General features: G+C 56.1%; 23 protein-coding genes. 13 read left to right on the top strand and 10 right to left on the bottom strand.

Going from position 1 to position 23896, the window contains the following annotated elements:
- Positions 1–21 precede the first annotated feature (21 nt).
- The 7 genes from B9A24_RS02055 to recJ all read left to right on the top strand — a co-directional run bounded on the left by B9A24_RS02055 (position 22) and on the right by recJ (position 9422).
- On the top strand, positions 22–774 hold the full coding sequence (locus tag B9A24_RS02055; RefSeq protein WP_084443470.1) for a type III pantothenate kinase: 753 nt from the start codon (positions 22–24) through the stop codon (positions 772–774).
- Positions 761–2104 carry a BamG family beta-barrel-assembly machinery protein gene (locus tag B9A24_RS02050; protein WP_143434708.1) on the top strand — a complete coding sequence of 448 codons (1344 nt, stop codon included), beginning with the start codon at positions 761–763 and terminating at the stop codon, positions 2102–2104. Before B9A24_RS02055 ends, B9A24_RS02050 begins: the two co-directional genes overlap by 14 nt.
- Positions 2105–2117: 13 nt before the next feature.
- A complete protein-coding gene (gene lptC / locus B9A24_RS02045) occupies positions 2118–2681 on the top strand; it encodes an LPS export ABC transporter periplasmic protein LptC (RefSeq protein WP_084443466.1) in 564 nt (187 codons plus the stop codon).
- A 110-nt stretch (positions 2682–2791) separates the two neighbouring features.
- Positions 2792–3070 carry a hypothetical protein gene (locus B9A24_RS02040; RefSeq protein WP_143434707.1) on the top strand — a complete coding sequence of 93 codons (279 nt, stop codon included), beginning with the start codon at positions 2792–2794 and terminating at the stop codon, positions 3068–3070.
- Between the two features lie 108 nt (positions 3071–3178).
- Complete coding sequence (locus B9A24_RS02035; RefSeq protein ID WP_143434706.1) at positions 3179–5305, top strand: peptidylprolyl isomerase; 2127 nt, start codon at positions 3179–3181, stop codon at positions 5303–5305.
- A gap of 225 nt (positions 5306–5530) precedes the next feature.
- Positions 5531–7360 (top strand): tetratricopeptide repeat protein, encoded by a 1830-nt coding sequence (locus tag B9A24_RS02030; RefSeq protein ID WP_084443462.1) that lies wholly within the window; start codon positions 5531–5533, stop codon positions 7358–7360.
- Between the two features lie 334 nt (positions 7361–7694).
- Complete coding sequence (gene recJ / locus B9A24_RS02025; protein WP_084443460.1) at positions 7695–9422, top strand: single-stranded-DNA-specific exonuclease RecJ; 1728 nt, start codon at positions 7695–7697, stop codon at positions 9420–9422.
- A gap of 31 nt (positions 9423–9453) precedes the next feature.
- Here recJ and B9A24_RS02020 read toward each other — a convergent pair whose 3' ends face one another.
- The 4 genes from B9A24_RS02020 to B9A24_RS02005 form a co-directional block, all read right to left on the bottom strand.
- Positions 9454–9909, bottom strand: a complete 456-nt coding sequence (locus B9A24_RS02020) for a hypothetical protein (protein WP_143434705.1) — start codon at positions 9907–9909, stop codon at positions 9454–9456.
- Between the two features lie 30 nt (positions 9910–9939).
- The gene (locus B9A24_RS02015) at positions 9940–10332 is read right to left on the bottom strand and encodes a GtrA family protein (protein WP_084443457.1); all 393 of its coding nucleotides are present in this window, start codon (positions 10330–10332) and stop codon (positions 9940–9942) included.
- Between the two features lie 15 nt (positions 10333–10347).
- Positions 10348–11580, bottom strand: a complete 1233-nt coding sequence (locus tag B9A24_RS02010) for a glycosyltransferase family 87 protein (protein WP_084443456.1) — start codon at positions 11578–11580, stop codon at positions 10348–10350.
- Between the two features lie 280 nt (positions 11581–11860).
- The gene (locus B9A24_RS02005) at positions 11861–12229 is read right to left on the bottom strand and encodes a DoxX family protein (RefSeq protein WP_084443455.1); all 369 of its coding nucleotides are present in this window, start codon (positions 12227–12229) and stop codon (positions 11861–11863) included.
- A gap of 151 nt (positions 12230–12380) precedes the next feature.
- Between B9A24_RS02005 and B9A24_RS02000 the strand changes: the two genes are divergently transcribed.
- The 5 genes from B9A24_RS02000 to B9A24_RS01985 all read left to right on the top strand — a co-directional run bounded on the left by B9A24_RS02000 (position 12381) and on the right by B9A24_RS01985 (position 17354).
- Positions 12381–14231 carry a M61 family metallopeptidase gene (locus B9A24_RS02000; RefSeq protein WP_084443454.1) on the top strand — a complete coding sequence of 617 codons (1851 nt, stop codon included), beginning with the start codon at positions 12381–12383 and terminating at the stop codon, positions 14229–14231.
- A gap of 166 nt (positions 14232–14397) precedes the next feature.
- Complete coding sequence (gene lptB / locus B9A24_RS01995; protein WP_084443545.1) at positions 14398–15129, top strand: LPS export ABC transporter ATP-binding protein; 732 nt, start codon at positions 14398–14400, stop codon at positions 15127–15129.
- 108 nt (positions 15130–15237) lie between these two features.
- On the top strand, positions 15238–15807 hold the full coding sequence (locus B9A24_RS23055; RefSeq protein ID WP_317044213.1) for a GH3 family acyl-acid amido synthetase: 570 nt from the start codon (positions 15238–15240) through the stop codon (positions 15805–15807).
- On the top strand, positions 15771–16754 hold the full coding sequence (locus B9A24_RS23050; protein ID WP_317044212.1) for a GH3 auxin-responsive promoter family protein: 984 nt from the start codon (positions 15771–15773) through the stop codon (positions 16752–16754). Before B9A24_RS23055 ends, B9A24_RS23050 begins: the two co-directional genes overlap by 37 nt.
- Positions 16755–16874: 120 nt before the next feature.
- On the top strand, positions 16875–17354 hold the full coding sequence (locus B9A24_RS01985) for a toxin-antitoxin system YwqK family antitoxin (protein ID WP_084443453.1): 480 nt from the start codon (positions 16875–16877) through the stop codon (positions 17352–17354).
- A gap of 402 nt (positions 17355–17756) precedes the next feature.
- On the opposite strand, the gene B9A24_RS01980 is transcribed toward B9A24_RS01985, so the two are convergent.
- The 5 genes from B9A24_RS01980 to B9A24_RS01960 all read right to left on the bottom strand — a co-directional run bounded on the left by B9A24_RS01980 (position 17757) and on the right by B9A24_RS01960 (position 21567).
- Positions 17757–18527, bottom strand: a complete 771-nt coding sequence (locus B9A24_RS01980; RefSeq protein WP_084443452.1) for a TIGR00266 family protein — start codon at positions 18525–18527, stop codon at positions 17757–17759.
- 233 nt (positions 18528–18760) lie between these two features.
- Complete coding sequence (locus B9A24_RS01975; protein ID WP_143434704.1) at positions 18761–19036, bottom strand: hypothetical protein; 276 nt, start codon at positions 19034–19036, stop codon at positions 18761–18763.
- Between the two features lie 232 nt (positions 19037–19268).
- Entirely contained in the window at positions 19269–20810 is a 1542-nt protein-coding gene (gltX, locus tag B9A24_RS01970) for a glutamate--tRNA ligase (protein ID WP_084443451.1), read from the bottom strand.
- Between the two features lie 118 nt (positions 20811–20928).
- Positions 20929–21114, bottom strand: coding sequence for a hypothetical protein (locus B9A24_RS01965; protein WP_084443450.1), 186 nt, complete (start codon positions 21112–21114; stop codon positions 20929–20931).
- Between the two features lie 63 nt (positions 21115–21177).
- A complete protein-coding gene (locus tag B9A24_RS01960) occupies positions 21178–21567 on the bottom strand; it encodes a RidA family protein (RefSeq protein WP_084443449.1) in 390 nt (129 codons plus the stop codon).
- 367 nt (positions 21568–21934) lie between these two features.
- On the opposite strand from B9A24_RS01960, the gene B9A24_RS22555 reads away from it, so the two are divergent.
- Positions 21935–22321: a 3-hydroxyacyl-CoA dehydrogenase family protein gene (locus tag B9A24_RS22555; protein WP_234996911.1), complete on the top strand. Its 387-nt coding sequence runs from the start codon at positions 21935–21937 to the stop codon at positions 22319–22321.
- Between the two features lie 8 nt (positions 22322–22329).
- Here the strand turns inward: B9A24_RS22555 and B9A24_RS01950 are convergent, their stop codons facing one another.
- The gene (locus tag B9A24_RS01950; protein WP_084443447.1) at positions 22330–23793 is read right to left on the bottom strand and encodes a DUF6056 family protein; all 1464 of its coding nucleotides are present in this window, start codon (positions 23791–23793) and stop codon (positions 22330–22332) included.
- Positions 23794–23896 lie beyond the last annotated feature (103 nt).

Raw genomic sequence — 23896 nt, 5'->3', positions numbered from 1 at the left:
GTCAGTAAAGCCCTGTTTTTCATGCTTACTCTCACCCTCGACATTGGTAACACCTTCGTGAAATACGGTTGCTTTGAGGCCGATGTACTGCGCGAAACCGCCATTGTTCAGACCAGAGAGCAGGTAGGCGAGGTCGTGGAACGGTGGAAGCCAGCGCACGTTATTCTGGCATCGGTAGCGGGGCCAACAGATATATGGGCTGCTGATTTACGGTCCCTGGTATCGGGGCAAATAGTAGAGTTTAGACCGGCTTCTACGCCTCTGCCCATTCGTAATGGATATGCTACTCCCCAAACCCTCGGGGTCGATCGGCTGGCGGCGGCGGTGGGGGCCGCGTGGCTACGGCCGGGCCGCGACTCGCTCATTGTCGACGCGGGCACGGCCATCAAGTGCGACTGGGTCGAAGGCGGTCATACCTTTCGGGGCGGGAGTATCGCGCCGGGGCTGCGGCTGCGCTTTCAGGCCCTGCACACGTTTACGGGCCGGCTGCCGTACCTGGAAATGCCCCCCGATCTGACGGCTGGGATTCCGCTGACTGGTAATGATACGGAGTCGGCTATTCGGAGTGGGGTGCTCAATGGGGCAGTGGCAGAAGTTAATGGAATACTTGATCAGTACCGCGCGCAGCGGCCCGCTTTGGGGGTGCTCCTGGCGGGTGGCGACGCGGCCTTTTTTCAATCGCGGCTCAAAGGCCCTATCTTTGTAATTCCCGAACTCGTGCTGCTCGGGCTTCACCGAATTTTGGTGCATACCATTGACTATGTGGAAGAATAAATTAGCCGGCCTGATCGGTGTAGGGTTGATGAGTTTGGCAACAGCGCCGCACAGCCAGGGACAAGGGCTCGGCAACTCGCCGTACTCGCGTCTGGGTCTGGGCGATGCCAACCTGAATACGGGCGGGGTGCGGCAGCAGGGAATGGGCGGTGTCGGTCTGGCCGCGCCCAACAGCATTCATATAAACGAGTTGAATCCTGCTTTGCTCTATTACACGGCCCGTACGACCTACGAAATGGCTATAAACGGGCAAATCAAGACCATTCGTAATCAGAACAACTCCCAGCGTGACGGGAGCGGTACGCTGGGCTACCTGGCGCTGGCCGTGCCGCTGTCCAAAAGTTGGGCTGGCGCGGTGGGCCTGAAGCCTTACAGCGCCGTCGATTATGAGAGCAACGTAGTCGAAATCGTAGCTAATGGGCCCGCCGGAACGCGCGTGCTCAAGCGCTTCCAGGGCGAAGGTGGCCTGACGGAAGCTTACTTGGGCCAAGCATACCGCGTGGCTAAGGGCCTGACGGTGGGCGGTACGGCGGCGTATGTATTCGGTAGCATCGATCAGCGCGTAGCTACTCAGGTGGCACCCCCAGACGTTACCGATGTGACGCAGTTGGCCAGCGTGGTATTGCTGGAGCACGTACGCTACTCCGATTTCACCTTTCGGGGGGCGGCGCACTACCGGGGCACTATCAACAGCAAGTTCAACTATAACCTGGGGGGCGTTTATACCTTCCGGTCGAGCATAAACGGGGTGCGCAACACTTCCTTGGACCGCGAAGACGTAGCTGGTAATCAGTTGGAGCGTATTCAGTTGGAAGATAGCCAGAAGGGGGAGGCCCGCGTGCCCGCCATGGCCCAGTTCGGCCTCAGCATCGACAACAACAAAAACTTCAGTGCCAACCTCGACGTGGCGCATCAGCAATGGTCGAAGTTCCGCTCGTTTGGCATAGCCGGCGGCGCTACTACTGGCATCGTCTTGGATAATACCGTGCGTGTAGGGCTGGGGGGCGAATATACCCCCGACCCAACCTCCGTTGATAGCTACTTCAAGCGCGTAACCTACCGCGCCGGCATCAGCGCCGCGCAGTTGCCGTATCGGCCCGCCGGCCAGACGCTCTACGACCGCGCCATAAGCTGGGGCTTCACGTTGCCCGTGCCGTCGGCTACGGCTTTGGAAGCTGCCAGCATGAACCTGGCCTTCACCTACGGACAGCGCGGCAACACTGACCCCAACGTGGATAACCCCAACGGCAACGTGCGCGAGGATTACGTGCGGGTGCAGTTGGGCCTAAGCCTGAACAACCGCTGGTTTATCAAGCGGCGCATTGAATAACCGCTGTACACTCATGCTGACGCGTAGTCGTGGTTGGATGAAGCTCCTGGGGGGCATTTTGGTAGTGGCCGGTTTAAGTACGGGCTGCCAGAAGAACGAAGCCGAGGTCAAAAAGAAGGTGGTGTACAATGGGCCGCTACTGGAAGCTACCAATGTGACTATGCTGGTCAGCGACTCGGCCAAGCTGCAAATCAAGCTCACGGCTCCAGTATCGCAGCAATTTGAGAGCGGCGACCAGGTGTACCCGAAGGGCATGAAGGTGACGTTTTACTCAAAGAGTGGCGCTATCGTCAACACCCTGCAAGGCAAATACGGGCGGTATGATAAAGCCAAAAATCTTTATCTGGTACGCAATGACGTACGGGTGAGCAACGAGGAGAAAAAGCAAAAGATGAACTCCGAAGAGTTGTATTACGACAAGCAGAAAGCGATTATCTACACGGAGAAATTCGTGCGCGTCGAAACGCCCACCGAGATTCTGACGGGTACCGGTCTGACGGCCAACCAGGATTTCTCGCGCTACAAAATTCTTAAGCCCGCAGGCGTTTTCACCGTGGAAGCGCCGGTAGAGGAGTAATAAAATACCCACTCAGGCGCTAGTGAAATGCTGCCTACTTGGCTGGGGGCTTTTTAAGCGACTACTACAAATTGCCAGCGTAGCCCGTTGGTTTACAGCTAAGCAACCACATGGATTTTCAATTTGATAGAGCAATGGGGCGCACCGTGCTGTTCTCCGTGGCGGTAGTAGCCCTAGTGATTGGGGTTTACGAAACCGTCGTCCTTAATAGCCTGGAGGGAATATCCCGCAATTATTGGCTGTTTATGGTGTCGTTTGCCTGCATGATGTGGTACCGTTACCTGAGCCAAACCAAAGACGAAACACCGGGCCCAACAGCGCCAACGAAGGCTGCACCCACCAAATCCCAGTCGCGCAACCTTGCTCCCCGCAAGAAAGGCCGCCGCTAGGCAATCGTCTGCCGGGGGGCATTCTGGCGCAAAGCTTTGAATGTCCGGCGGATTCTGGTTATTTTGCGACTCTTTCCACTTTTCTATACTGCGCTTTTTTTCAAGTACATGGCATTAATTAACACGATTCGAGAAAAATCGGGCTGGGCCGTCGGCGCCATCGTCATTGGCCTGCTGCTCTTCATTATCGGCGGCGACCTGATTTCGGGCCAGAACCGCCTCTTCAATCGTAACGATAATACGGTAGGAGAGATATCCGGCGAAAAAGTGGAGCTCACCGACTTCAACAACACCCTGGAGCAAGCCAAGCAGGCTTTTGTCGCTCAGCAGGGCCGCCAGCCCGACGAAAACACCCTCGGCTACCTGCGCGACCAGGCTTGGAACCAGACCATCTACCGCATCGCTTTTAAGGAGCAATTCGACGCGCTCGGGTTAGAAGTATCCGACGACGAGCTGACCGATATGGTGCAGGGCCGCAATATTCACCCCAGCATTCGTCAGGCCTTCTCCGACCCACAGACCGGTCAGTTCGACCGCGCCAAGGTAATTGAGTACCTGAAGAACCTAGACAAATTGCCCCCCCAGGCTCGGGACCAGTGGACTAACTTCGAAAATGGCCTGACCCCTGACCGCTTGGCTACGAAGTACAACAACCTGCTCAAGCTGAGCACCTACGTGACCTCAGCCGAGGCCAAGCGCTTCCACGAAGCCCAGAACACCCGCGCCAACCTGCGCTACCTCATCGTGCCGTACTTCTCCATTTCGGATTCGGCGGTGAAAGTAACGGACGCTCAATTGCAGGCTTACCTCGATAAAAACAAAGGCCGCTACAAAGTGGAAGACGGGCGCTCCATCGAGTACGTGACTATTCCGGTTACGGCTTCGAAAGAAGACAGCAGCGCCGTGCGGGCTTCGGTTGATCAGTTAACTGCTCAGTTCCGCACGGCTCCTAATGACTCGCTGTTTGCCAAGCTCAACTCCGACCAGCCTTATAGCGGTGCTTATCTCTCGCCCGGCGATTTGCCCGAGAAGCTCCGTGAGCAGCTTCCTTTGCAGGTAGGCCAGGTGTACGGCCCCTACGCTGAAGGCAGCGTGTACTCCATTTACAAGATAACTGGTCAGAAAGCCGGTACGCAGGTAGCCGCCCGCGCCAGTCACATCCTCATTAAGCCCGAAGGCACCACACCCGAAGCCAAAGCTGCCGCACTAGCTAAAGCCAAAAGTATATTGGCCCAAATAAAGGGGGGCGCTGACTTTGCCGCCATGGCCCGCCAGCACGGCACCGATGGTACGACTGCTACCGGTGGCGACCTAGGCTGGTTTTCGCAGGGCCGCATGGTACCTGAGTTTGAGAAAGCCATCTTCGGCGCTACTTCCGTTGGCCTGCTGCCCAATCCGGTTGAGACTTCTTTCGGCTACCACATTATCAAAATCACGGCTCCCAAAACCACGCAGACGTACCAGGTAGCCGCTGTGCAGAAGAACCTCGTTTCGAGCGATGCTACCCGCGAGGTTGCTTACCAGAAGGCCCAGGAGCTGAAAGGTGCCGCCACCAATTTGGAGTCCTTCCGCAAAGCAGTGGCTGCCGATAAGTCGTTGCAAAAGCAGGAGGTCAAAGGTTTGGGTCGCGGCGACCAGGCCGTGAGCAACCTACAGGGTGCCCGCGCGCTCGTACGCTGGGCTTATGGTGCCGGCCAGGGTGGTCAGACCACGAAAGTAGGTGACGTATCGGAGGTATTCGAAATCGGCGACCAGTATGTGATTGCTGCCCTCACCGGTGAGCGCACCAAAGGCATTGCCGATGTAGCCAGCGTCCGTCCCGAGCTGACCGCGGCCGTTCGCAACGACCTGAAGGCCCAGCAGATTATGGAGAAGCTGAAGGGTAAGACCGGCACACTGGAGCAGATTGCCGCCGCTTACGGTGCACAGGCCCAGGTAAAAACGGCTAACGAGGTAGTGCTCAGCTCCGGCATCATTCAGGGCTTAGGCGGCGAGCCAGTAGCGGTTGGTAAAGTGTTTGGGCTGAAGCCCGGCCAGAAGTCAGCCCCCATCCAGGGTGAGCAAGGCGTCGTGATTGTGGAGCCCGTGAGCATCACGCCCGCTGCTGCCCCCGCCGATCTGAAAGCAGTGCGCCAGCAGCTTGCCAGCCAGCGCATCGCTCGCACCGATGGTGCCATCTACGAGGCCGTAAAAGCTAATGCCAACATCAAAGACGAGCGCACGAAGTTCTTTTAAGTCGAGCGTTGCTAATTCATTGAAAAAGGGTCGCTCATGCGACCCTTTTTGTTGAGGGTATCTACCACAGTATCCATTGAGCCTCACGCGGGACCAAGCAAAGTGTGACGTTCTGCTAAATAGATTATTGCGATCTTTTACTCAGTCATTGCATTAGTTTTTTCTCGGTAGTGAAATGAAACTAGCGCGTAGCCAGTTATTTGCACATGCCTCCAATCCGCTGCTATGCTTTACCTGAATCTTCGTCAGTTTCGTTCCCTCCTTCTGGTCCTGCTAGGCATGACGCTGTCAGCGCCTCTGCGTGCTCAGCAGGAAGGCGGCGACATTGCCTTGGCCCGCGAGTACGTGCGCAAGGGCGAAAATGAAAAAGCCGCTTTCCTCTTTGGCCGCTTGCGTGCCGATGAGCAGCTAGCTCCCAATGTGCTGCCCGATTACGTAAGCGCCCTGCAAAGCCTGAAGCGCCACAAAGACGCCGAGAAGCTGGTGAAGAAAGCAGTTAGGCAGCAGCCCAAGGAAGTAAGCTACGGAGTGCTGCTGGGGGGCATTTATACCGCCAGCGGCGACCAGGCAGCTGCGACTAAGCAGTATGAGCGGGTGATAAGTCAGCTCACCGGTGAGCAGGTGGTACCCGTAGCTACCGAGTTTATGAAGCGCAAGCTTCCGGAGTGGGCCGAGAAAACCTACCTGCGCGGCCGCCAGTTAGCCGGCAATGAAACCGAATTTGCCCCTCAGCTTATTCAACTCTACACCCAGAGCGGGCAGAATGCCCCCCTGATGGCCGAAACTCTGCGCCTTATTCGCGACGACGATCAGCAGCTACCCTTCGTGCGCAATATGCTCCAGAACAGCCTGCGGGAAGAAAAAGATTTTGAGGCTCTGGAGAAAATCCTGCTTACGAACGTGCAGCAGCAGCCCGATCAGGCCGTGTACAGCGAGCTGCTGCTTTGGCTGCAGGTGCAGCGCCGCGACTTCACCGGGGCCCTGGTGCAGGCCAAAGCCCTCGACCGCCGTGCCCGCGCCGAAGGTGGCCGCGTGCTGGACCTCGCCGCTATTGCCCAGCGCAACAAAGACTACGAAAGCGCCATCGCCGGCTACGAGTACGTCATTCGGGAGCACCGCCAGGGGCCGTTTTACCCCGTGGCCCGGCAGCGCTTGGTGCAAACCCGCGAGGAGCAGGTGCGCAACACCTTTCCGATAGATGTAGCCAAAATCCGCAGCCTCATTACCGAGTACGAACAAGTGCTGACCGAGCTGGGCCGCACGCCCGAAACCGCACCGGTGCTGCGCAATATGGCTACGCTCTACGCTTTTCAGCTCGACGACAAGCCCAAAGCCATGACTTTGCTCCAGCAGGTAATCGATATGCCCCGCGCCAGCCTGAACGTGGTGGACGACGCCAAGCTCAACCTGGCTGACATCTACCTGCTGCGCAATGAGCCCTGGGAAGCCACGCTGTTGTACTCGCAGGTCGAAAAAACGCATAAAGACTCGCCCGTGGGCTACGATGCCAAGCTGCGCAACGCCCGCCTGAACTACTACGCCGGCAACTTCAAGCTGGCCCAAAGCCACCTCGACATTCTCAAGCAAGCCACCAGCCGCGAAATCGCCAATGATGCCATGCAGCTCAGTCTGCTCATCACCGATAATACCGCCCAGGACACGTCCGGCGTGGCTTTGCGCGAGTATGCGGCCGTGGAGCAGCTCGTGTTTCAGAATAAGCTGGCGGAAGCCTTAAAGGGCCTCGATAACCTATTGCAGAAGTACCCCGGCCATGCCCTCACCGACGATGCCTGGTACCTCAAAGGCCAGCTCCAGCGCCGCACCGGCGACTACCAAGGGGCCATTACGACCCTGAGCCGCATTACCGGCAACCCCAAATACGACGTGCTCAGCGACGATGCCCTTTTCCTGACAGCCACTATTATGGAGGAAGATTTGAAAGACAATGCCAAAGCCCAGGAGCTCTACAATCAGGTGCTGACCAAGTACCCCGGCAGTATCTACGTGGCCGAGGCCCGCAAGCGCTTCCGCAAGCTGCGCGGGGATAATTCGTAAAGCTAAAAAGCCCCCCGCCTGCGTCAGGTGGAGGCCTTTTTAGCTTTACTTCACTTCCACCGTAAAGGTGCTTTTTTGTTCTAACCAGCGCTGCCAAACCAGGCCTTTTTAAGAGAAGAAGACGAACAGCAGCACAATAAACAGGATGAAAACCAGGTACATCAGCCCATCAGTGAGGATGTATTGTCGGTATTGCTGGTAAAACGCACGGAGCTTTTTCATAAAACGCAGGAGCAAAAGGCTGGGGGTAAAAATACGCACTAGTGGGCGAGGCGGCGTTTTTCTGCTTACTTTTGAAGTCGTCGTTTGCTATAATCGACGCCCGCCGACTAGTATGGAAAAGAGATGGATTCGCAAGCCCGTGCCTGAGCCCGCTACCGTGCGGCAGTTGGCCGATGCGTTGCGTGTAAACGAGGCCATCATTAGCTTGCTCTGCCAGCGAGAGGTAAGTTCTTTTGAGGACGCCCGCGCCTACTTCCGCCCCGTGCTGCACGAGTTGCCCAACCCTCTGCGCATGCGCGACATGGACCGCGCCGTAGCGCGTCTGGTGCGCGCCCTGCACGAAGGCGAGCGGGTGCTGGTATTTGGCGACTACGACGTGGACGGCACTACTTCCGTGGCGGTGGTGTACTCGTATCTGCTCCCGCTCTTCGGCCCCGAGCGCATCGACTATTACATTCCCGACCGCTACCAGGAAGGCTATGGCGTATCGGAAACGGGTATCGACTACGCCGCTCAGCACGGCTACGCGCTCATTATCGCGCTGGACTGCGGCGTAAAATCGGTGGATAAAGTAACCTATGCCACCACGCGAGGCGTCGATTTTATCATCTGCGACCACCACTTGCCCGGCCAGGAATTGCCCCCCGCCGTGGCCGTCCTCGACCCTAAGCGCACCGATTGTGAGTACCCGTACAAGGAGCTATCAGGTTGCGGCGTAGGCTTCAAGCTGATGCAGGCGCTGGGCGAGCATCTTGGTCTGGATGAAGAGCCGCTCCATGAGCTGCTCGATCTGTTGGCCGTGAGCATCGCGGCCGATATTGTGCCGATTACGGGCGAAAACCGTATTCTGGCCTACCACGGCCTGCGCTTGCTCAATGATCCCCAACGTCCTCAGCGCCCTGGCCTGGATGCCCTGCGCGAGCTGGCCGGGATGGGGGTCAATGAGCTGAATATTACGAGTCTGGTGTTCGGATTTGCCCCCCGCATCAATGCGGCCGGCCGTATGGGCGACGCCAAGCGCTCGGTGGCCATGCTGCTGGCCCAAACCAAGAAAGAAGCCAAAGAAAAAGCCGGCGTGGTGGATCAAACCAACCAGGAGCGCCGCGGCTTCGATACCAGCACGACTAAAGAGGCGCTGCAAATGATTGAAGACGACGCGGGGCTGCGCACGGCCAGCGCCACGGTGCTCTTCAAGCAGGACTGGCACAAAGGCGTGGTGGGCATCGTGGCTTCGCGCTGCCTCGATAAGTATTACCGCCCGACCATCATCCTGACGGCCAGCAACGACGGCAAAGCCACCGGCTCGGCTCGTTCGGTGGTCGGCTTCGACGTGCACGAGGCCATAGGAGAGTGCGCCGACCTGCTCGACCAGTTTGGGGGGCATATGTACGCCGCTGGCCTTACCATGCCCGTCGAAAATGTGCCGGCCTTTCGCGAAAAGTTTGAGCGAATAGTAGCCGGCCGCATCCAGCCCGAGCAGCTCATCCCGCCCGTGGATATTGATTGCGTGTTGAAGCTAAGTGATGTAACGCCGGCCTTCTTCAACCTGCTGCGGCAGATGGAGCCTTTCGGACCAGGCAATTCCAACCCGGTATTTGAGTCCCGGAATGTATATATCGTGCGCCATTCCGCGCGTATTGTTGGCAATTCTCACCTCAAGCTCACACTCACCCAGGATGGGCATTGCACCATAGATGCCATCGGTTTTGGATTGGGCGAATACCACGAGCGCATCATGCAGGGGGAGCCATTCAGCGTGTGCTACACCGTGGAAATGAACGAGTTCCGGGGCGTAAAAAGCCTGCAGCTGCGACTGAAGGATATTCGTTGGGAAGAGTAGAGGCAGCTTTTGGTTCGCCCAGCGGATGTCCTTACCGCTCCGCCGTCAGGCGGGGCACCAGATACAATTTTGGCCCCCAGCGCACATAGCCTTCACGCGTATAATCACCACTAGTACTTCCACCAGGCCTAGCGGCGTTTTGTCCGTTGACTACCTGGTAAGGAAGTAGCTTCAGCCACGTAATGGAACCATTATGCCGCCGTTCGCGCAATACGATCAGCCCGTTTTCGGTGTAGCCAGTGTACCGCTCATTGGTAGCACCACTCAGATAGGTCTTTGTGACCTGTTCCCAGGCTTTTTGCCCGCGTGAAGCTGTACCATTAGGCATGGTGTAGTAGCCCCGTACTACGTGCCGACACATAGCGGTGCGTGGTGCTGACACGGCGAAACGCCGGGCGTTATTGGCTATCCGCAATAAAGAGTCGCGGGCGGCGGTAGCGGCGATTGAATCGGTAATAATTTGAGCGCTGGCGGAGAAGGTCAGCAACACTACAAGTAGCTGGCTATTTCTTCCTGACTAAGCAAACGTATAAAACGCGTTAATCACGAAGTTCCAGATAACCACCACGCCGGTAGAAATCAGCTTAGCCACGTAAAACGGCACTTTCCAGCGCTGATACAGCCAGCGCAGGAGCAGGGTATTGAGGCCTAATCCGATAATGGCCGCCAGCGCAAAATAGCCGAACTGACCAAGGATGGCCGGGTCATGGCTTCGAAATGTCCAGATGCGGTTCAGGAAAAAATTGATGCAGGTAGCCACGCTGAAGCCAATAGCATTGGCCACATACGGGTTCAGCCGTAGCTTCTCTTTGGCCAGATAAGTCAAGCTGAAATCGACGGCTACCCCAAAGCCTCCCACTACCCCATACTTGACCAGCTTCATCAATAATTGAGCGTATTCGGGGGGCATGGGAAAGGGAAGAAGCTAAACAGAAAGAGAAGCGGCGGGCACCGCTGTAGCAGGTGCTTCGGTGGCTGAAGTGAGCCGGGGGGCAAAATCACGGGTTAGGAGCTCCACCGTCAGGCGCGCCCAAACGAAGATGCAGGGTACTGCCTTGAGCACATAAGGCACCACGTACGCCTTACGCAGGAAGCGCGGAAACAGATCGGTAGGGGAGAGGACGGTGAACAACACGACGCTGAGCAGGAGCGCCAGATCGGGCCAGCGCCGGCTGGGCTGTAAGCTCCACCACAGCCCTACGCCCGCCACCGCGATAACGAACGTGGGCGACTCCGCCTTATGATTAAACACGACTACCCACAGCAATACGGCCGCCAGCAACCCCGTCCGAAACGCGGCGTGCTGGTATTGTTTGAAACGCAGCAGCGGTAAGCAAAACAGCGCCGCCCCCACCAGCACCACGGCCGTCTTGGGGGGCAAAAATCCGAACCAGGTTTCCAGCCATCCCATCACCGACAAGCCAAAAGAGGCTGAATGGTCGGCGGCCAGCATCCGGCCCCAGCTTTGATATTGGGCCAGCAGCTCTGCGGGCGGCACTACCACCAACGGCAGCAGCGCCAGCCCGATTCCTAACCCAACCGACCACACTACGAAACGTACCCGTTGGCGCGGATACAGCCAAAACAGGACGAAAGCTACCAGCCCAAAGAGCTTCACGAACACACTCAGCAAAAGCCACAACGCCGCTCGCCCTGGCCGAGCACGCTCCAGCGCTACGGCTCCCCCAATGATAAGCCCGGCCACAAGGCCGTTGCTTTGGGCATTTTGCATGGAAGTCAGCAGCTCGATGGCCGCCAGCCATAATACTACACGTCGCGCCCTAATGTCGATGGTAGGGAGCTGCTGCACAGCCCAATAGAGGGCGGCGGCGTTCAGCGCATTCCAGCCCAGCAATCCTATAAAATTGGGCAGCACCGCAAATGGTCCCATCAGCAGGGCGAAAGTGGGACTGTATTTATACAAATCGTACTGCTCTACTAAGTGCAGAACGTACATATCCTGACCTTGCAGCAGGTGGTAAAACGCGTTGCGGAAGATGATGTAGTTGTTATAGTTGGTGTAAGGCAGATTGCTGCTTTTCAGAAACTGCACTACCGTAGCCACTACCGTCAGCAGCGTGTAGACCGCCGGAAGGGTAGCGGGGTGATGCAACAAACGCTGCCAGCGAGTAGAAGAAGACGATAGCGTAGTTGACATAAAGCGAAATAGAGCCCTTGGGGGCAAAAGTACGATGCCCAGCGTCAGCTTAGAAGCTGTTTGAGTTAGCTGCCAAGTGGCTAAACGAGGTAGAGACGCAATATTTTACGTCTCGCCGTTGCACGATTCACGCGCGAGGAGACGCAAAATATTGCGTCTCTACCTCATTCTACCGGTCCGAAAAGCCAACTCAAACAGCTTCTTAGTGAATCGTTGTGGTCATCGAAAAAAGTCCCCCAGCGGTTTTTCTTCAACGGTGCAGAGGTCAGGAAGCGAAGGGCTACTCCTTTCGCGTATGACTCCACGCCCAGGCAATCAGCACCAGTTGCAAAGGCAGCCGGCCCCATACGAGCCACGTCGGCAAATGGAATAACGAGCCATTCACCTGCGCCATATACACGTTAGCAGGCAACACGGCTATAAACAACGCCACCGCGCCCCAAGCTGCCCAACGCCGGGTCTGTCGGAAAAGCAGCCCGAGTCCCAGCCCGATTTCGCAGAGGCCACTCAGATACACCAGCAGGAGCGGAGCTGGCAGATACGGCGGCATAATGCGCACATAAGGCCCCGGTGCCACAAAATGCAGCAATCCGGCCACCACGAGGAGCAACCCAAGCGCATAGCGACTAACGGTGGTAAAATGGGCCATTCTAGGGGCAAATTAAGGGTGTAATCAGCGCCAAACCGCAGGGTAGGGAATCCGACCCGGCTATTCTACGTTGGGAAGAATTCGAGGAGCGCAATGTATACCTTGTGCGCTCGTTTTAACCGCTCCTTTCATTCCCCGATACCCTTATTGCATGAAAATTCTTGGTCTTGCCCTTGGGCTTGGATTAGCAGCTACTGTCGCGGCTCCGGCCCAGCAGCCAGCTCCTGCGGGCTATCAGATTGCCGTCGATTTGCAGAATGTGGCCAATGATCAGGTGCGGGTAGTTGTCAATACGCCGCCCGTGAAAGAGGCGCAAGTCTCCTACGTAATGCCTTCGGTGGTGCCCGGCTCTTACTCCAAAAAAGACTACGGCCGCTTTGTGACCAACTTCAAGGCCTTTGACAAAAAAGGCAAAGCGCTGAAAGTCACGCAGCCGAATCCTAACCTGTTTGTCATCAACAAAGCCAAAGGGTTAGCCCGCCTCGAATACTTGGTCGATGATACCTGGGATGCCCAGCAGGGCGACGATTATATCTTCCAGCCGGGCGGCACGAACTTCGAAGCAGGCCAGAACTACGTGCTCAACCATTACGGGCTGTACGGCTACCTGGAGGGCTACAAAATGGCTCCTTACCAGGTAACCGTGGCCAAGCCTGCCGACCTCTATGGCGCTACTTCCCTGGAAAAAAAGGCCCCCACGCCCACCCAGGATATATTCACCGCGCCCAATTACGTTGATCTGGCTGATGGCCCCATCCTCTATAGTCGCCCCGATACGACCAGCTTCGCCACGGGCGGTGCCCGCATTGGCGTATCGGTAGTATCGGAAACGGGGCAGATAAAGGCGGCTGACGTGCGCGAAATCATGCGCCCGATGGCGGAGGCCTTGACGCAGTTTTTTGGGCAAATGCCGGTGCCGAAATATCATTTCCTGATGTATTTCCCCGCTCTCGGCTCGCCGCTGATCAGCAAAGACGGCGGCTTTGGGGCCATGGAGCACTCGTACTCCTCGGTGTACTTCCTGCCCGAGTTTCCCGACTCGGCGCGCCTGCGCGGTATGGTGCAGGAAGTGGCCTCGCACGAGTTTTTGCACATGCTGGCTCCACTTAATATTCACAGCCGTGAAATCGGCGAGTTCGACTTCCGCGACCCCAAAATGTCGCAGCACTTGTGGCTGTATGAGGGAGTAACGGAATACTTTGCTCAGCTGGTGCAGGTGCGCGGCGGCCTGGTAACCCCCGACGCATTCCGGGAAAAGATGAAGGAGAAAATCGACAACGCCGCTAAGTTCAAAGATGTGTCGTTCACGGAAATGAGCCGCAATATTCTCGTGCCCCCCTACAAGGATATGTACCAGAACGTGTACGAAAAAGGCGCTTTGATTGGCCTGTTGCTCGATATCCGCATTCAGGAGCTAAGCCAGGGCCGCCAGAGCCTGCGCGACGTGCTCCTGACGCTGCGCCAGAAATATGGCCCTACGCGTTCCTTCGAGGACAGTCAGCTGATCCCGGAAATCGTAGCTCTGACTAACCCGCAGCTTCAGCAGTTCTTTGATCAGTATGTCATCGGCAGTCAGCCGTTGCCTTACGCCGAGTACTTCGCCAAAATAGGCTGGCGCTACGCTCCTACGGAGCAAAGCAAAGTACTGGCCTTTGGTCGTTTGGGCTTTGGCTACGACACGGAAAAGCAACAGTTCAAGGTAGCCTCCACCGCGCCCGATCAGAACGCTTTCGGCCTGCAAGACGACGACGTAATTCTGGCTGTGAATGGCACCAAGCTGGATATGTCGAATGCCGAAAAGCTCCTGCGCCCGTTGGTAGAGCCCACCTCGGCCGCGCCGGTGAAGGTGCGCTTTCAATCCAAAGACCAAAAAGCCCCCCAGGAGCGCCAGGCCACGCCCCAGGAGTTTGAGGTAGAGCTGACCAATGTAGTAGAAGCTGCTCCTGCCCCCACGCCCGCTCAGCAGGCTTTGCGTACGCAGCTGCTGGCTCCGAAAGCGTAATCAAGTCAAGAGCAATGAAGGCGATTCTGCTTGATTTGGCCTCCGCCTGTCGAAGCATCTCGCGTGCAGTCGTGTATTAGTAACCTCACTTTAACACCCGAGATGCTTCGCTTTGCTCAGCATGACCGCTGAGTTTAAAACTCGCTACCCCCCTTACCTTTACTCCATGATTCTACGCGCCGACCACCTGATCAAAACCTACAAGGCCCGTACCGTGGTCAATGACATGAGCGTGACCGTGGAGCAGGGCGAAATTGTGGGTTTGCTGGGGCCGAATGGGGCTGGTAAAACTACTTGCTTCTACATGATTGTAGGGATGGTGAAACCCAACTCGGGCGAAATCTACCTCGACGATGAGAATATCACCAAGCTGCCCATGTTTCGGCGGGCCCAGCGCGGCGTGGGCTACCTTGCGCAGGAAGCTTCGGTATTTCGTGATTTGACGGTGGAGGAAAATATCCTTTCCGTGCTGGAAATGACCAATTTGCCCAAGCAAGCCCAGCGCGATAAAGTGGAGGAGCTACTCAACGAGTTCAGCCTTACCCACGTCCGCAAAAACCTGGGCCGAGTGCTTTCCGGCGGAGAGCGGCGCCGCACCGAAATTGCCCGCGCCCTGGCCGTCGACCCCAAATTCGTGCTGCTCGATGAGCCCTTCGCCGGCGTTGACCCCATTGCCGTGGAGGAGATTCAAAGTATCGTGGCCAAGCTCAAAACCAAGAATATCGGCATTCTCATCACCGACCACAACGTGAACGAGACGCTTAGCATCGTGGATCGGGCGTATCTGCTGTTTGAAGGAAAGCTGCTGAAAGCCGGCACCGCCGAGGAGCTGGCCGCCGACGAAACCGTACGCCGGGTATACCTGGGCAAGCATTTCGAGTATAAGCGTAAAATATAGCGGTGGTTCGCAGTTAGTGCTAAATCTCTCGCGTCAGGCAAAGCTTGATACGAGAGGTTTTTTGTTTGTAACTATCCGTCAAATTACCGCTCAATCCCACCTACCTCCATGATTGATTCCGTCTTGACGTGGGCCGTGCAGCGGCGACTGACTGCTATCAACCACTTTCGGAACCACCCGCACGAGGTACAGCGCGAGTTATTACGAGGCCTGCTGCATACGGCACGGGCTACGGAATGGGGGCAGCGCTACGGCTTCGCTGATGGCTTCGACGGTCGTGAGCTAGCCCAGCGCCTGCCCGTAAGCAGTTATGAAGATCTATATCCAGCCATTGAGCGCGTATTGCAGGGCGAAGCCGATGTGCTATGGCCCGGCCGCGTGACGTGGTTTGCCAAATCCAGTGGTACTACCAACGCGCGGAGCAAGTACATTCCCGTCACCCGCGAATCGTTGGAGGCGGGCCACTACCGCGCCGGCCGCGACATGACAGCTCTGGCGACGGCTCTGTATCCAGCGGAGCGGATACTGGGGGGCAAAACCTTGTCCCTGGGCGGCACGCACGGCCCCAATCCTTTTCGTCCCGACGACTCCGATTCTCGCGTCGGCGACGTGTCGGCCGTTATCATGCAGAATTTGCCTCGTTGGGCCGAGTTTCTGCGCACCCCCCCCTGGAGCTAGCCTTGCTGGATGAGTGGGAAGAGAAAATTGCGCGCATTGCGCGCCATGTGCAGCACGTCAATGTGACTACCTTGGCGGGCGTGCCCACCTGGATGATGCTCCTGCTGCGGCGCGTCACGGCCCTGGCCGGCGCTGATAACATTACGGAGGTGTGGCCCAACCTACGCCTGTTTCTGCACGGCGCGGTAGCCTTTGGTCCCTACCGGGCGCTGTTTAAAGAGCTGATTCCGCACGAGCGGATGCGTTACCTTGAGATTTACAATGCCTCCGAAGGCTACATTGCCGTACAGGATGAGCCCGATTCGGAAGACTTATTGCTCCTGCTCGACCACGGCATTTATTACGAGTTCATTCCTGCCGACCAGTTTGAGGCCGAAAACCCGCGCACCCTCCGGCTTGAGGAGGTAGAGCTAGGGCGCAGCTACGCTTTGGTAATCAGTACCAATGCCGGCCTGTGGCGCTACAAAATCGGCGACACGGTGCGTTTCACCTGTCTGGCACCTTATCGTATCCGCATCACGGGGCGTACCAAACACTTTCTTAATGCCTTTGGCGAGGAAGTCGTGATTGAAAATGCCGACACTGCTATTGCTGCCGCTTGCAAAGCCACGGGTACCACCGTACGCGACTACACCGCTGCCCCCATCTACTTCGATGCCTCTGCTACTTCCCGCGGCGGGCACCAGTGGCTCATTGAGTTCACAAATTTGCCCCCCAGCCCCGACCAGTTCGTTGCTATACTAGACCAAGCCCTACGCCAACTCAACTCCGACTACGATGCCAAGCGTCACCGCGACTTGGCATTAGCCCCGCCCCAGCTTACCGTGGCCCCGGCGGGCACGTTTGAGCGTTGGCTGGCTAGCAAAGGCAAGCTTGGCGGCCAGCATAAAGTACCCCGCTTAAGTAATTCCCGGGAGCTACTCGACGAGATTCTGAAGACTTTATAAGCAGAGCAGCAGCTCGTTGTCGAGAAATAACTGATTTAGAAAGATGCGCGGCACTAAGTGAAACTCCCAGCGGCGCATTGTGCGTTGTTGTTGCTTGGCATTCATCTCAACTCGTACTGCATGCGTAAGCTACTCAGCCTGCTAATTTGGGGAATAGCGCTTTCCTCCTGCGCTAGCTCGGCTTCTACTGCCCCTTCCCGCAACCGGCTGCCTATCGGATTTTGGTCGCTAAATGAGTATGACCGCACCGGCGAGCGGCACGGCCGCTGGAACGCCTATTATGATGAGCAGTATAAGAAAATAGGTACCAAGGGGCGCTTCAAGCATGGCCAGCCAGTTGGGCGCTGGCGCTATTACGGTCTGTCGGGCCTGCTTGAGCGGCAGGAAGTGTACTTGCGGCGGCCGGCTGGGCGGCAGCTTATTACCTACTATCATCCCAATGGCCGGGTGGCAAAACGTGGCCAAGCACAATTCGAAACCGACGCTAACGATGCCCATTTCTACTGGCTTGGCGACTGGACTTCGTACTCGCCCAATGGCCAGCCGGAGAAAGTAGAAACGTACAATACGGGTAAGTTACAGGCGGTTAAAAAACTTTAAACTCTTATGTAACTGAGGTTGAGCGTAGAAGCCAAGGTTGAGGTACAGTAAATGAGTAAAAAGAAAGATGAGATATAATTATTCTAGACGGCATTATTGTTGATATATTGCGCAGGTATTGACTTTGTGCAAATCTCGAACGATTAGACTTCACACTGTGCCCGCCCCCACTGCCCGCTCCCGCTCCTATGTTTCCCGTCGCAACTCTACCTCTGATAAGGGGGACCTTTCTTCGCTAAGTGCCATCTTAACCATGGGGTTGATAGGCGTCTTGGTTTGTACCTTGGTAATTAGCATTGGCTTTATAGCCACGCAGCTTAGCGGTAGCTAACAAACGCGCGTAATAGAATAGTATTCAGGTTACGCCTTAGTGGCTAAGGTGTAACCTTACATGAGAGCGGTCTACTCATCAAGTAAGCTACCGAACAGGCCACCACTTTCTTTTCTGGCATTACCGCCAGCGGGCATAAGCGCCTGAATCAATTTCTTAACGGGCATCGATTGAAGCCATACTCTGCCCGTGCCGCGCAGAGTAGCCAACAGCAGCCCCTCGCCGCCGAAAATCATCGATTTTAGCCCCCCGGCGCGGACAATATCGAAGTCGATGCTGGGCTCGAAAGCGACCACGCAACCCGTATCGACGCGCAGCAATTCGTTGTTGAGTTGCTTCTCGATAATGGTGCCGCCGGCGTGAATAAAGGCTTTGCCATCGCCCGTGAGCTTTTGGAGGATAAAGCCTTCGCCGCCAAAAAAGCCTGCTCCTAGGCGACGGTTGAAGTGAATAGCGAGTTTGGTCCCGCGCGCCGCCGCCAGAAACCCGTCCTTCTGCACGATTAAGCCCTGCGGCAGCATACGCAAATCAAGCGGGAGAATGGTGCCGGGATAAGGTGCCGAAAAGGCCACCCGGCTTTTGCCAGAGCCACCACGGTGCGTGAAGTGCGTCATAAACAACGACTCGCCAGTCAGCATGCGCGACCCGGCCGAGAAAATCTTGCCCATCAGTCCCTGGTCGGGCTCCGACCCGTCGCCCATCTTCGTCTCGAAAGCAATGGCCTCGTCCATGTACACCATCGCGCCGGCTTCAGCAATGACGGTTTCATTCGGGTCGAGCTCTACTTCGAGTACCTGAATATCGTTGCCCAGAATGCGGTAGTCTACGTCGTGAGATTGCATAGAGAAAGAGAGAAGAGCAAAAGTTTCTCAAGTATAGCAAAATGCTATGATTGCCAGCTCCAACGACTTAGCAAATGCAATCAGCACACTGCGAACCTCTGCGCCTTCCTCCGCGTCCTCTGCGGGCTAAATTCGTTGAACGACGGTTCCCGCAGAGGAGGCAGAGATTTAACGCGGGGGGTCGCATTGTGCTAGCACAAAAAAGCCCCCCAGGAATAATCCGGGGGCTTTTTTTACTCCGCTGATTCAGTAGTCGGAATGTCTTCTTCATCGTCCGCCGCGCCGGCCGTTGGCTTCTTAGGCTTCTTCGCCTCGCGGCTCGTGCGGCGCATAAAGTCCTCTTCTGATTCTTCCGGCTCCGGCGCACCCTCTTCCAGCGGAAACGCCTCGTCTTCCTCGATTTTCTCGCCGAACTGCCCATCGCGGTTCACCAGCTTCTTGTCGCGCACATGGCGATTCAAAAACTGGTTGACTTCTTCAATGGTATAGGTCGAGGTGATTTCGCCCAACGGATTGATTTTTATCTCAAAGCCTTCCAGGTCTTTGTGTACCCGAGCCTTCTTTTCCGGGTCGTTTTTCTTTTTTTGACGGGTTTCTTAGCCATATCGTCGTCCGTTTTCGGTGGGTTAGGTTACAGCACCCTGCTCCAAAACGCAAAGGTCGCCCCATAGCAATACGGCGCGGCCCCTATAGTGGATGCGGAAAGAAGCGGAAGCAAAGAATACCGCCCCTACGTCTGCCTTATTGCGGCAACCTCTGTACGGCAGTTTCGATGCGTTGTGCAGTTTCGGCGGTCCCGATAATGCTCATCGTCGCCATCAGGTCGGGGCCGGCGGTGACGCCTGTTACCGCTACGCGCAGCGCTTGCAGCACTTGCCCAATCTTAATGCCTTGCCGCTCGAGCACCTGCGTAAGCAACGCTCGGATTCCATCGGGTGAGACATCAGAGGAGGCAGGTAGCTCGCGGGCAAACTCGGCCAGCGCGGCTGCGGTAGGCGCATTCCACTTCTTGGCAATCACCTGCTCATCATACGAAGTGGGGGCTTGGAAGAAGTACTGCGCTTCACGCCAAAAATCCTGGGGAAACGTCACGCGCTCCTTCATCACGCCGGCAATTTGAACTGCTTTCTCCTCCGAGCACTCGATGTTGTGCTCGCGCAAGGCGGCCAGCAGGTACTGCGCCAGCTCGGTGTCGGGCTTGGCGCGCAGGTACTGCTCGTTGTACCAGCGCACCTTGTTCTGGTCGAAGCGGGCCGGCGACTTGCTCACGCGCTCAATCGAGAAAGACTCGATCAGCTCGTCCATGGTAAACAGCTCCTGCTGCGAACCGGGGTTCCAGCCCAAAAACGCCAGAAAGTTGATAAATGCCTCGGGCAAATAGCCGCTCTCACGGTAGCCACTGCTAATGGTAGGCTCGCCGGTCTCGGCATCCTGGCCATGCCATTCGAGCGGAAAAACGGGGAAACCGAGCTTATCGCCGTCGCGCTTGCTGAGCTTGCCGGTGCCATCGGGCTTGAGCAGCAGGGGCAAGTGGGCAAACTGCGGCATCGTGCTTTCCCAGCTCAGATAGCGGTACAGCAGCACATGCAGCGGCGCCGAAGGCAGCCATTCCTCGCCCCGAATAACGTGGGTAATCTCCATCAGATGGTCGTCCACGATGTTGGCCAAATGGTAGGTCGGCATTCCATCCGACTTCATCAGCACCTTATCGTCGATGGCCGAGGAATGCACCACGACCCAGCCCCGAATCAGATCCTGAAAGCGCACTTCTTCTTTGCGGGGCACTTTGAGGCGGATAACGTAGGGCACGTCGGTGGCCAGCAGCTCTTTTACCTCATCTTCAGGCAAGGTAAGCGAGTTGCGCATCTGGTTGCGCGTGATGGCATTGTACTGCGGATTGGGCACTTTGGCGGCCGTGAGGCGGGCGCGCATGACGTCCAGATCCTCGGGCGTATCGAAGGCGTAGTAAGCGTGGCCGCTGTCGATGAGCTGCTGGGCGTACTGCCGGTACATGGGCTTGCGCTCACTCTGGCGGTAAGGAGCGTGGGGGCCGCCCTGCTCCGGGCCTTCGTCAATTTCGATGCCGGCCCAACGCAGGGCCTCCATGATGTACTTCTCTGCACCGGGTACAAAACGGTTCTGGTCGGTATCCTCGATGCGGAGCAGCATTTTGCCCCCCAGCTTGCGGGCCAGCAAATAATTATAGAGCGCCGTGCGCACGCCGCCAATGTGCAGCGGCCCCGTGGGGCTGGGCGCAAATCGCACCCGAACTTCTCTTTCCATACAAACAAAAATTCGCGCTCAGACTAAAAAAACGCGGCGCGAAGGTACGACAAAACCGCCCGACGCCGGCTGGCGCGGGCGGTTTTGTAGCCGATCGACAACGCTTGCACCGGCGGAGCTAGTCGCGGTTGCGGTAAGTGAGATAGAGAACAAGGCCCAGCAGCGTAACGCCGCCGCGGATCAACCACGCTACAGTGGTACCCCATTGGTCTATCCAAGCCAGCAAAATAAACTTCAACCCCAGGAAGGGCAAAAACAGTGATAATAAGCCAATAATGAATAATCCGAGGCCCAGTTCTTTCATCTGACGGTGGTGTAAAGTATAGGTAGCTTCGCCAAGATATACACTATGCTCCCCGATATCCTATCAGGCTTGCACGGCTACGCAGGAAATCTCTACCTGCACATCCTTGGGCAAGCGACTTACCTCTACCGTTTCCCGGGCGGGTGCGTAATCGGCGTCGAAATAGCTACCGTAGATGTCGTTGATGAGACCAAAATTGCCGAGGTCTTTGACGAAGATGCTGCACTTTACCACATCGCGTAGGGTGAGGCCCGCAGCCTGAAGCACGGCTTGTAGATTGCGCATTACTTGGTGCGTTTCGGCCGTTACGTCGCCGTTGCCCACGAGCTGGCCCGTGTGCGCATCCAGCGCAATCTGACCCGAAACGTAGACTGTGTTGCCGGCCTGAATGGCTTGGCTGTAAGGACCGATGGGCGCCGGTGCGTCGGCGGAATAAATGATGGTGGGGGGCATTTTGGTAGGGTTGTGAGGAAGGAAGGTATCTTTAAGCCGAAACTTACGAGAAAATATGCACCTGCTGATTATTGATGGTGGCCACGCAGAAGCGGAGTTCCGCCAGAAGTTTGGACCGATGCACGAGTACAGCTTCCTAACTCTAGACCCACCTGAAACTGCTGCTACCAGGGAAGTGCTTGAACAGCAGGGTTCTGAGGTACTAGCGACTGCCGATGTCCTATTTTCTTTTAGTGAAGACTTGTGGCCCTTTGTTTTAGATAATAAAGGTCAGAAGCCCTACTTCGTGGAAGCTTCTGGCAACGCAGTTACTTTACTAAATAAAAGGTATTCCTCCATTTTCGGATTCTGCGGCTTACCTACGCTCTTGAACCGCCCGCTCCTAGAAGTCAGCTCACCTAATCCTGAAAATGCCCCCCAGCTGGCCGAAACCTGCGCTGCCCTGGGCACCGACTACCGCGTGGTGCAAGACCGCGTGGGCCTGGTCACGCCGCGGGTTATTTGCATGATTATCAACGAGGCCTGCTATACCTTGCAGGAGGGCACGGCCAGCATTCAGGATATTGATAAGAGCATGAAGCTGGGTACCCGCTACCCGCGCGGGCCGTTTGAGTGGGCCAATCTGATCGGGGTTAGTCGGGTGTATGAGGTGCTGAAAGCGCTGTGGGAGGATACCCATGAGGAGCGCTATAAAGTATGTCCGTTGCTGAAAAGCATGTATTTGCGCGGCGAGCAATTTCAGCTTAATGAGTAAAGGAGTAGCTACTTAGCGCTAGTTTGAATGCTGGCTTTACCAAAAAACTCTGCATAAGCCAGATTCACCCAACCCTTGGGATTACGGCCAAGATCGAGAAAAAGAATAGACCTGGGCGGATTCAGTAATGGTTCTACTATTTCCTCCTGGAGCGATGAGGCCCGCAGATACTTATAACGAGCTGTTAGCTGAGCATCATAGCGTGCGGCGGCACCGCCCAACCAGTCTTGATAGGCGACAACAACATTGTTTTGTTGCCGGTTGACACGCACGCGGAATTGGGAAGTCATAAAGACCCCGAAAAACAACCAGCCAACGAGTGCCCACCGAATAAGAGTGGAAATTGAATGTGGCAACCAGTTGAAGCGTTGCCACATGAATCGGGCCCAGGCATAGGCATGCAGAAACCAGCCCACCAAAAAAAACAGATACAATACATTAAGGGCCCGTAGTGGCATTAGGTGGTTGCTGATCGAGTAACCCATCGTTAAGACAACTACCATTGAAACGACCATTAAGAGACCAATAAAAAAGGGATTTTGGGCCACACGATTTAGTGGTAGGTCTGGTATGCGGCTTAATCGGTAGCCGAGGGGCATAAGTAGCAGCGTGATGGCTGGTAGCACCCCGTTGCCCGTCCAGTCAATTAAGCAGCGGTAGGCTGCCGAAGCGGCATGATGTACACAATCCAGCAACCCGATGTAGCGAGTAGCTTGGTTAAGCCGTACGTAGTTGCCAGGAGCTGCAAACGCCACTATACAAGCGGCTATTAACACAGCGCAAAGGAATAGGTGCTCCCAATTTAGGCGGCGTTGCTGTATATAGCGTAGCGCCGTAAAACTAAGCACCCAGATTAGCAGCGGTAGAGATATTGTTTCGTTGCTGCCTACCACTAGCACCGTCAGCAGGGCACTTATCAGTAGCCATTTGCGTCTGGCCGCCTGAGTCGGGGTGCTGGCATGGTGGACTAATACGGCCAACAAAACCAAGGTTAAGGAAGCTGGCAGCAGGTAATTGTAAGCACTAGCAATCCAGTATAACCCTTCGGCCGGACTGGGCATCTGAAGTAAAAATAGTGCTACAAACACGCCACTTCCCAGCCATGAATACTTTCTCTTTAAATGCTCGCCCAGCAGAGCGCGGAACAGCACATAACTCGCACCGAGTAAAAGCAGCAAAATGAGTAAGCATACCAGCCCATAGTCTTCCGTGGTGTTGCCATAGGCCACTGGGTTAGCCAGCCCCCAGAGTGCAGCGGCCGTATATCTGCCCGTCCATTGCATATACATAAATGCTATGTAACCCCAGTGCCCATGCTTGCGGACATCATTGGCAGTGAGAAAGTCATCACCCGAGGGATGAGCATACCAGCATAAGGCGACGAATGGCAGCAGGGTGAGCACAGCAATTGATGCTATTACTATGGCACTAAGCCTTTTGCTGTAGTAGGTATAGAATAAAGCTTTTCTCATGGGGTTCAGAAGGCATCTGAAAGCAAATGCTGCGAAAGTTGGATAGTTCGTAAAAAAGCCCCACCGAAACGTTAACGTTACGGGGTCGGTTTTAGTTTAAGTA

This window comes from Hymenobacter roseosalivarius DSM 11622 (assembly GCF_900176135.1).
Classification (GTDB): Bacteria; Bacteroidota; Bacteroidia; order Cytophagales; family Hymenobacteraceae; genus Hymenobacter; species Hymenobacter roseosalivarius.
This window is presented reverse-complemented; position numbering and strand designations above follow the sequence as displayed.

Bases quoted from the DNA above. Each gene is read 5' to 3' on its own strand.
- B9A24_RS02055 (WP_084443470.1), top strand. From the start codon at position 22: ATGCTTACTCTCACCCTCGACATTGGTAACACCTTCGTGAAATACGGT.
- B9A24_RS02050 (WP_143434708.1), top strand. From the start codon at position 761: ATGTGGAAGAATAAATTAGCCGGCCTGATCGGTGTAGGGTTGATGAGT.
- lptC (WP_084443466.1), top strand. From the start codon at position 2,118: ATGCTGACGCGTAGTCGTGGTTGGATGAAGCTCCTGGGGGGCATTTTG.
- B9A24_RS02040 (WP_143434707.1), top strand. From the start codon at position 2,792: ATGGATTTTCAATTTGATAGAGCAATGGGGCGCACCGTGCTGTTCTCC.
- B9A24_RS02035 (WP_143434706.1), top strand. From the start codon at position 3,179: ATGGCATTAATTAACACGATTCGAGAAAAATCGGGCTGGGCCGTCGGC.
- B9A24_RS02030 (WP_084443462.1), top strand. From the start codon at position 5,531: ATGCTTTACCTGAATCTTCGTCAGTTTCGTTCCCTCCTTCTGGTCCTG.
- recJ (WP_084443460.1), top strand. From the start codon at position 7,695: ATGGAAAAGAGATGGATTCGCAAGCCCGTGCCTGAGCCCGCTACCGTG.
- B9A24_RS02015 (WP_084443457.1), bottom strand. From the start codon at position 10,332: ATGCCCCCCGAATACGCTCAATTATTGATGAAGCTGGTCAAGTATGGG.
- B9A24_RS02010 (WP_084443456.1), bottom strand. From the start codon at position 11,580: ATGTCAACTACGCTATCGTCTTCTTCTACTCGCTGGCAGCGTTTGTTG.
- B9A24_RS02005 (WP_084443455.1), bottom strand. From the start codon at position 12,229: ATGGCCCATTTTACCACCGTTAGTCGCTATGCGCTTGGGTTGCTCCTC.
- B9A24_RS02000 (WP_084443454.1), top strand. From the start codon at position 12,381: ATGAAAATTCTTGGTCTTGCCCTTGGGCTTGGATTAGCAGCTACTGTC.
- lptB (WP_084443545.1), top strand. From the start codon at position 14,398: ATGATTCTACGCGCCGACCACCTGATCAAAACCTACAAGGCCCGTACC.
- B9A24_RS23055 (WP_317044213.1), top strand. From the start codon at position 15,238: ATGATTGATTCCGTCTTGACGTGGGCCGTGCAGCGGCGACTGACTGCT.
- B9A24_RS01985 (WP_084443453.1), top strand. From the start codon at position 16,875: ATGCGTAAGCTACTCAGCCTGCTAATTTGGGGAATAGCGCTTTCCTCC.
- B9A24_RS01980 (WP_084443452.1), bottom strand. From the start codon at position 18,527: ATGCAATCTCACGACGTAGACTACCGCATTCTGGGCAACGATATTCAG.
- gltX (WP_084443451.1), bottom strand. From the start codon at position 20,810: ATGGAAAGAGAAGTTCGGGTGCGATTTGCGCCCAGCCCCACGGGGCCG.
- B9A24_RS01965 (WP_084443450.1), bottom strand. From the start codon at position 21,114: ATGAAAGAACTGGGCCTCGGATTATTCATTATTGGCTTATTATCACTG.
- B9A24_RS01960 (WP_084443449.1), bottom strand. From the start codon at position 21,567: ATGCCCCCCACCATCATTTATTCCGCCGACGCACCGGCGCCCATCGGT.
- B9A24_RS01950 (WP_084443447.1), bottom strand. From the start codon at position 23,793: ATGAGAAAAGCTTTATTCTATACCTACTACAGCAAAAGGCTTAGTGCC.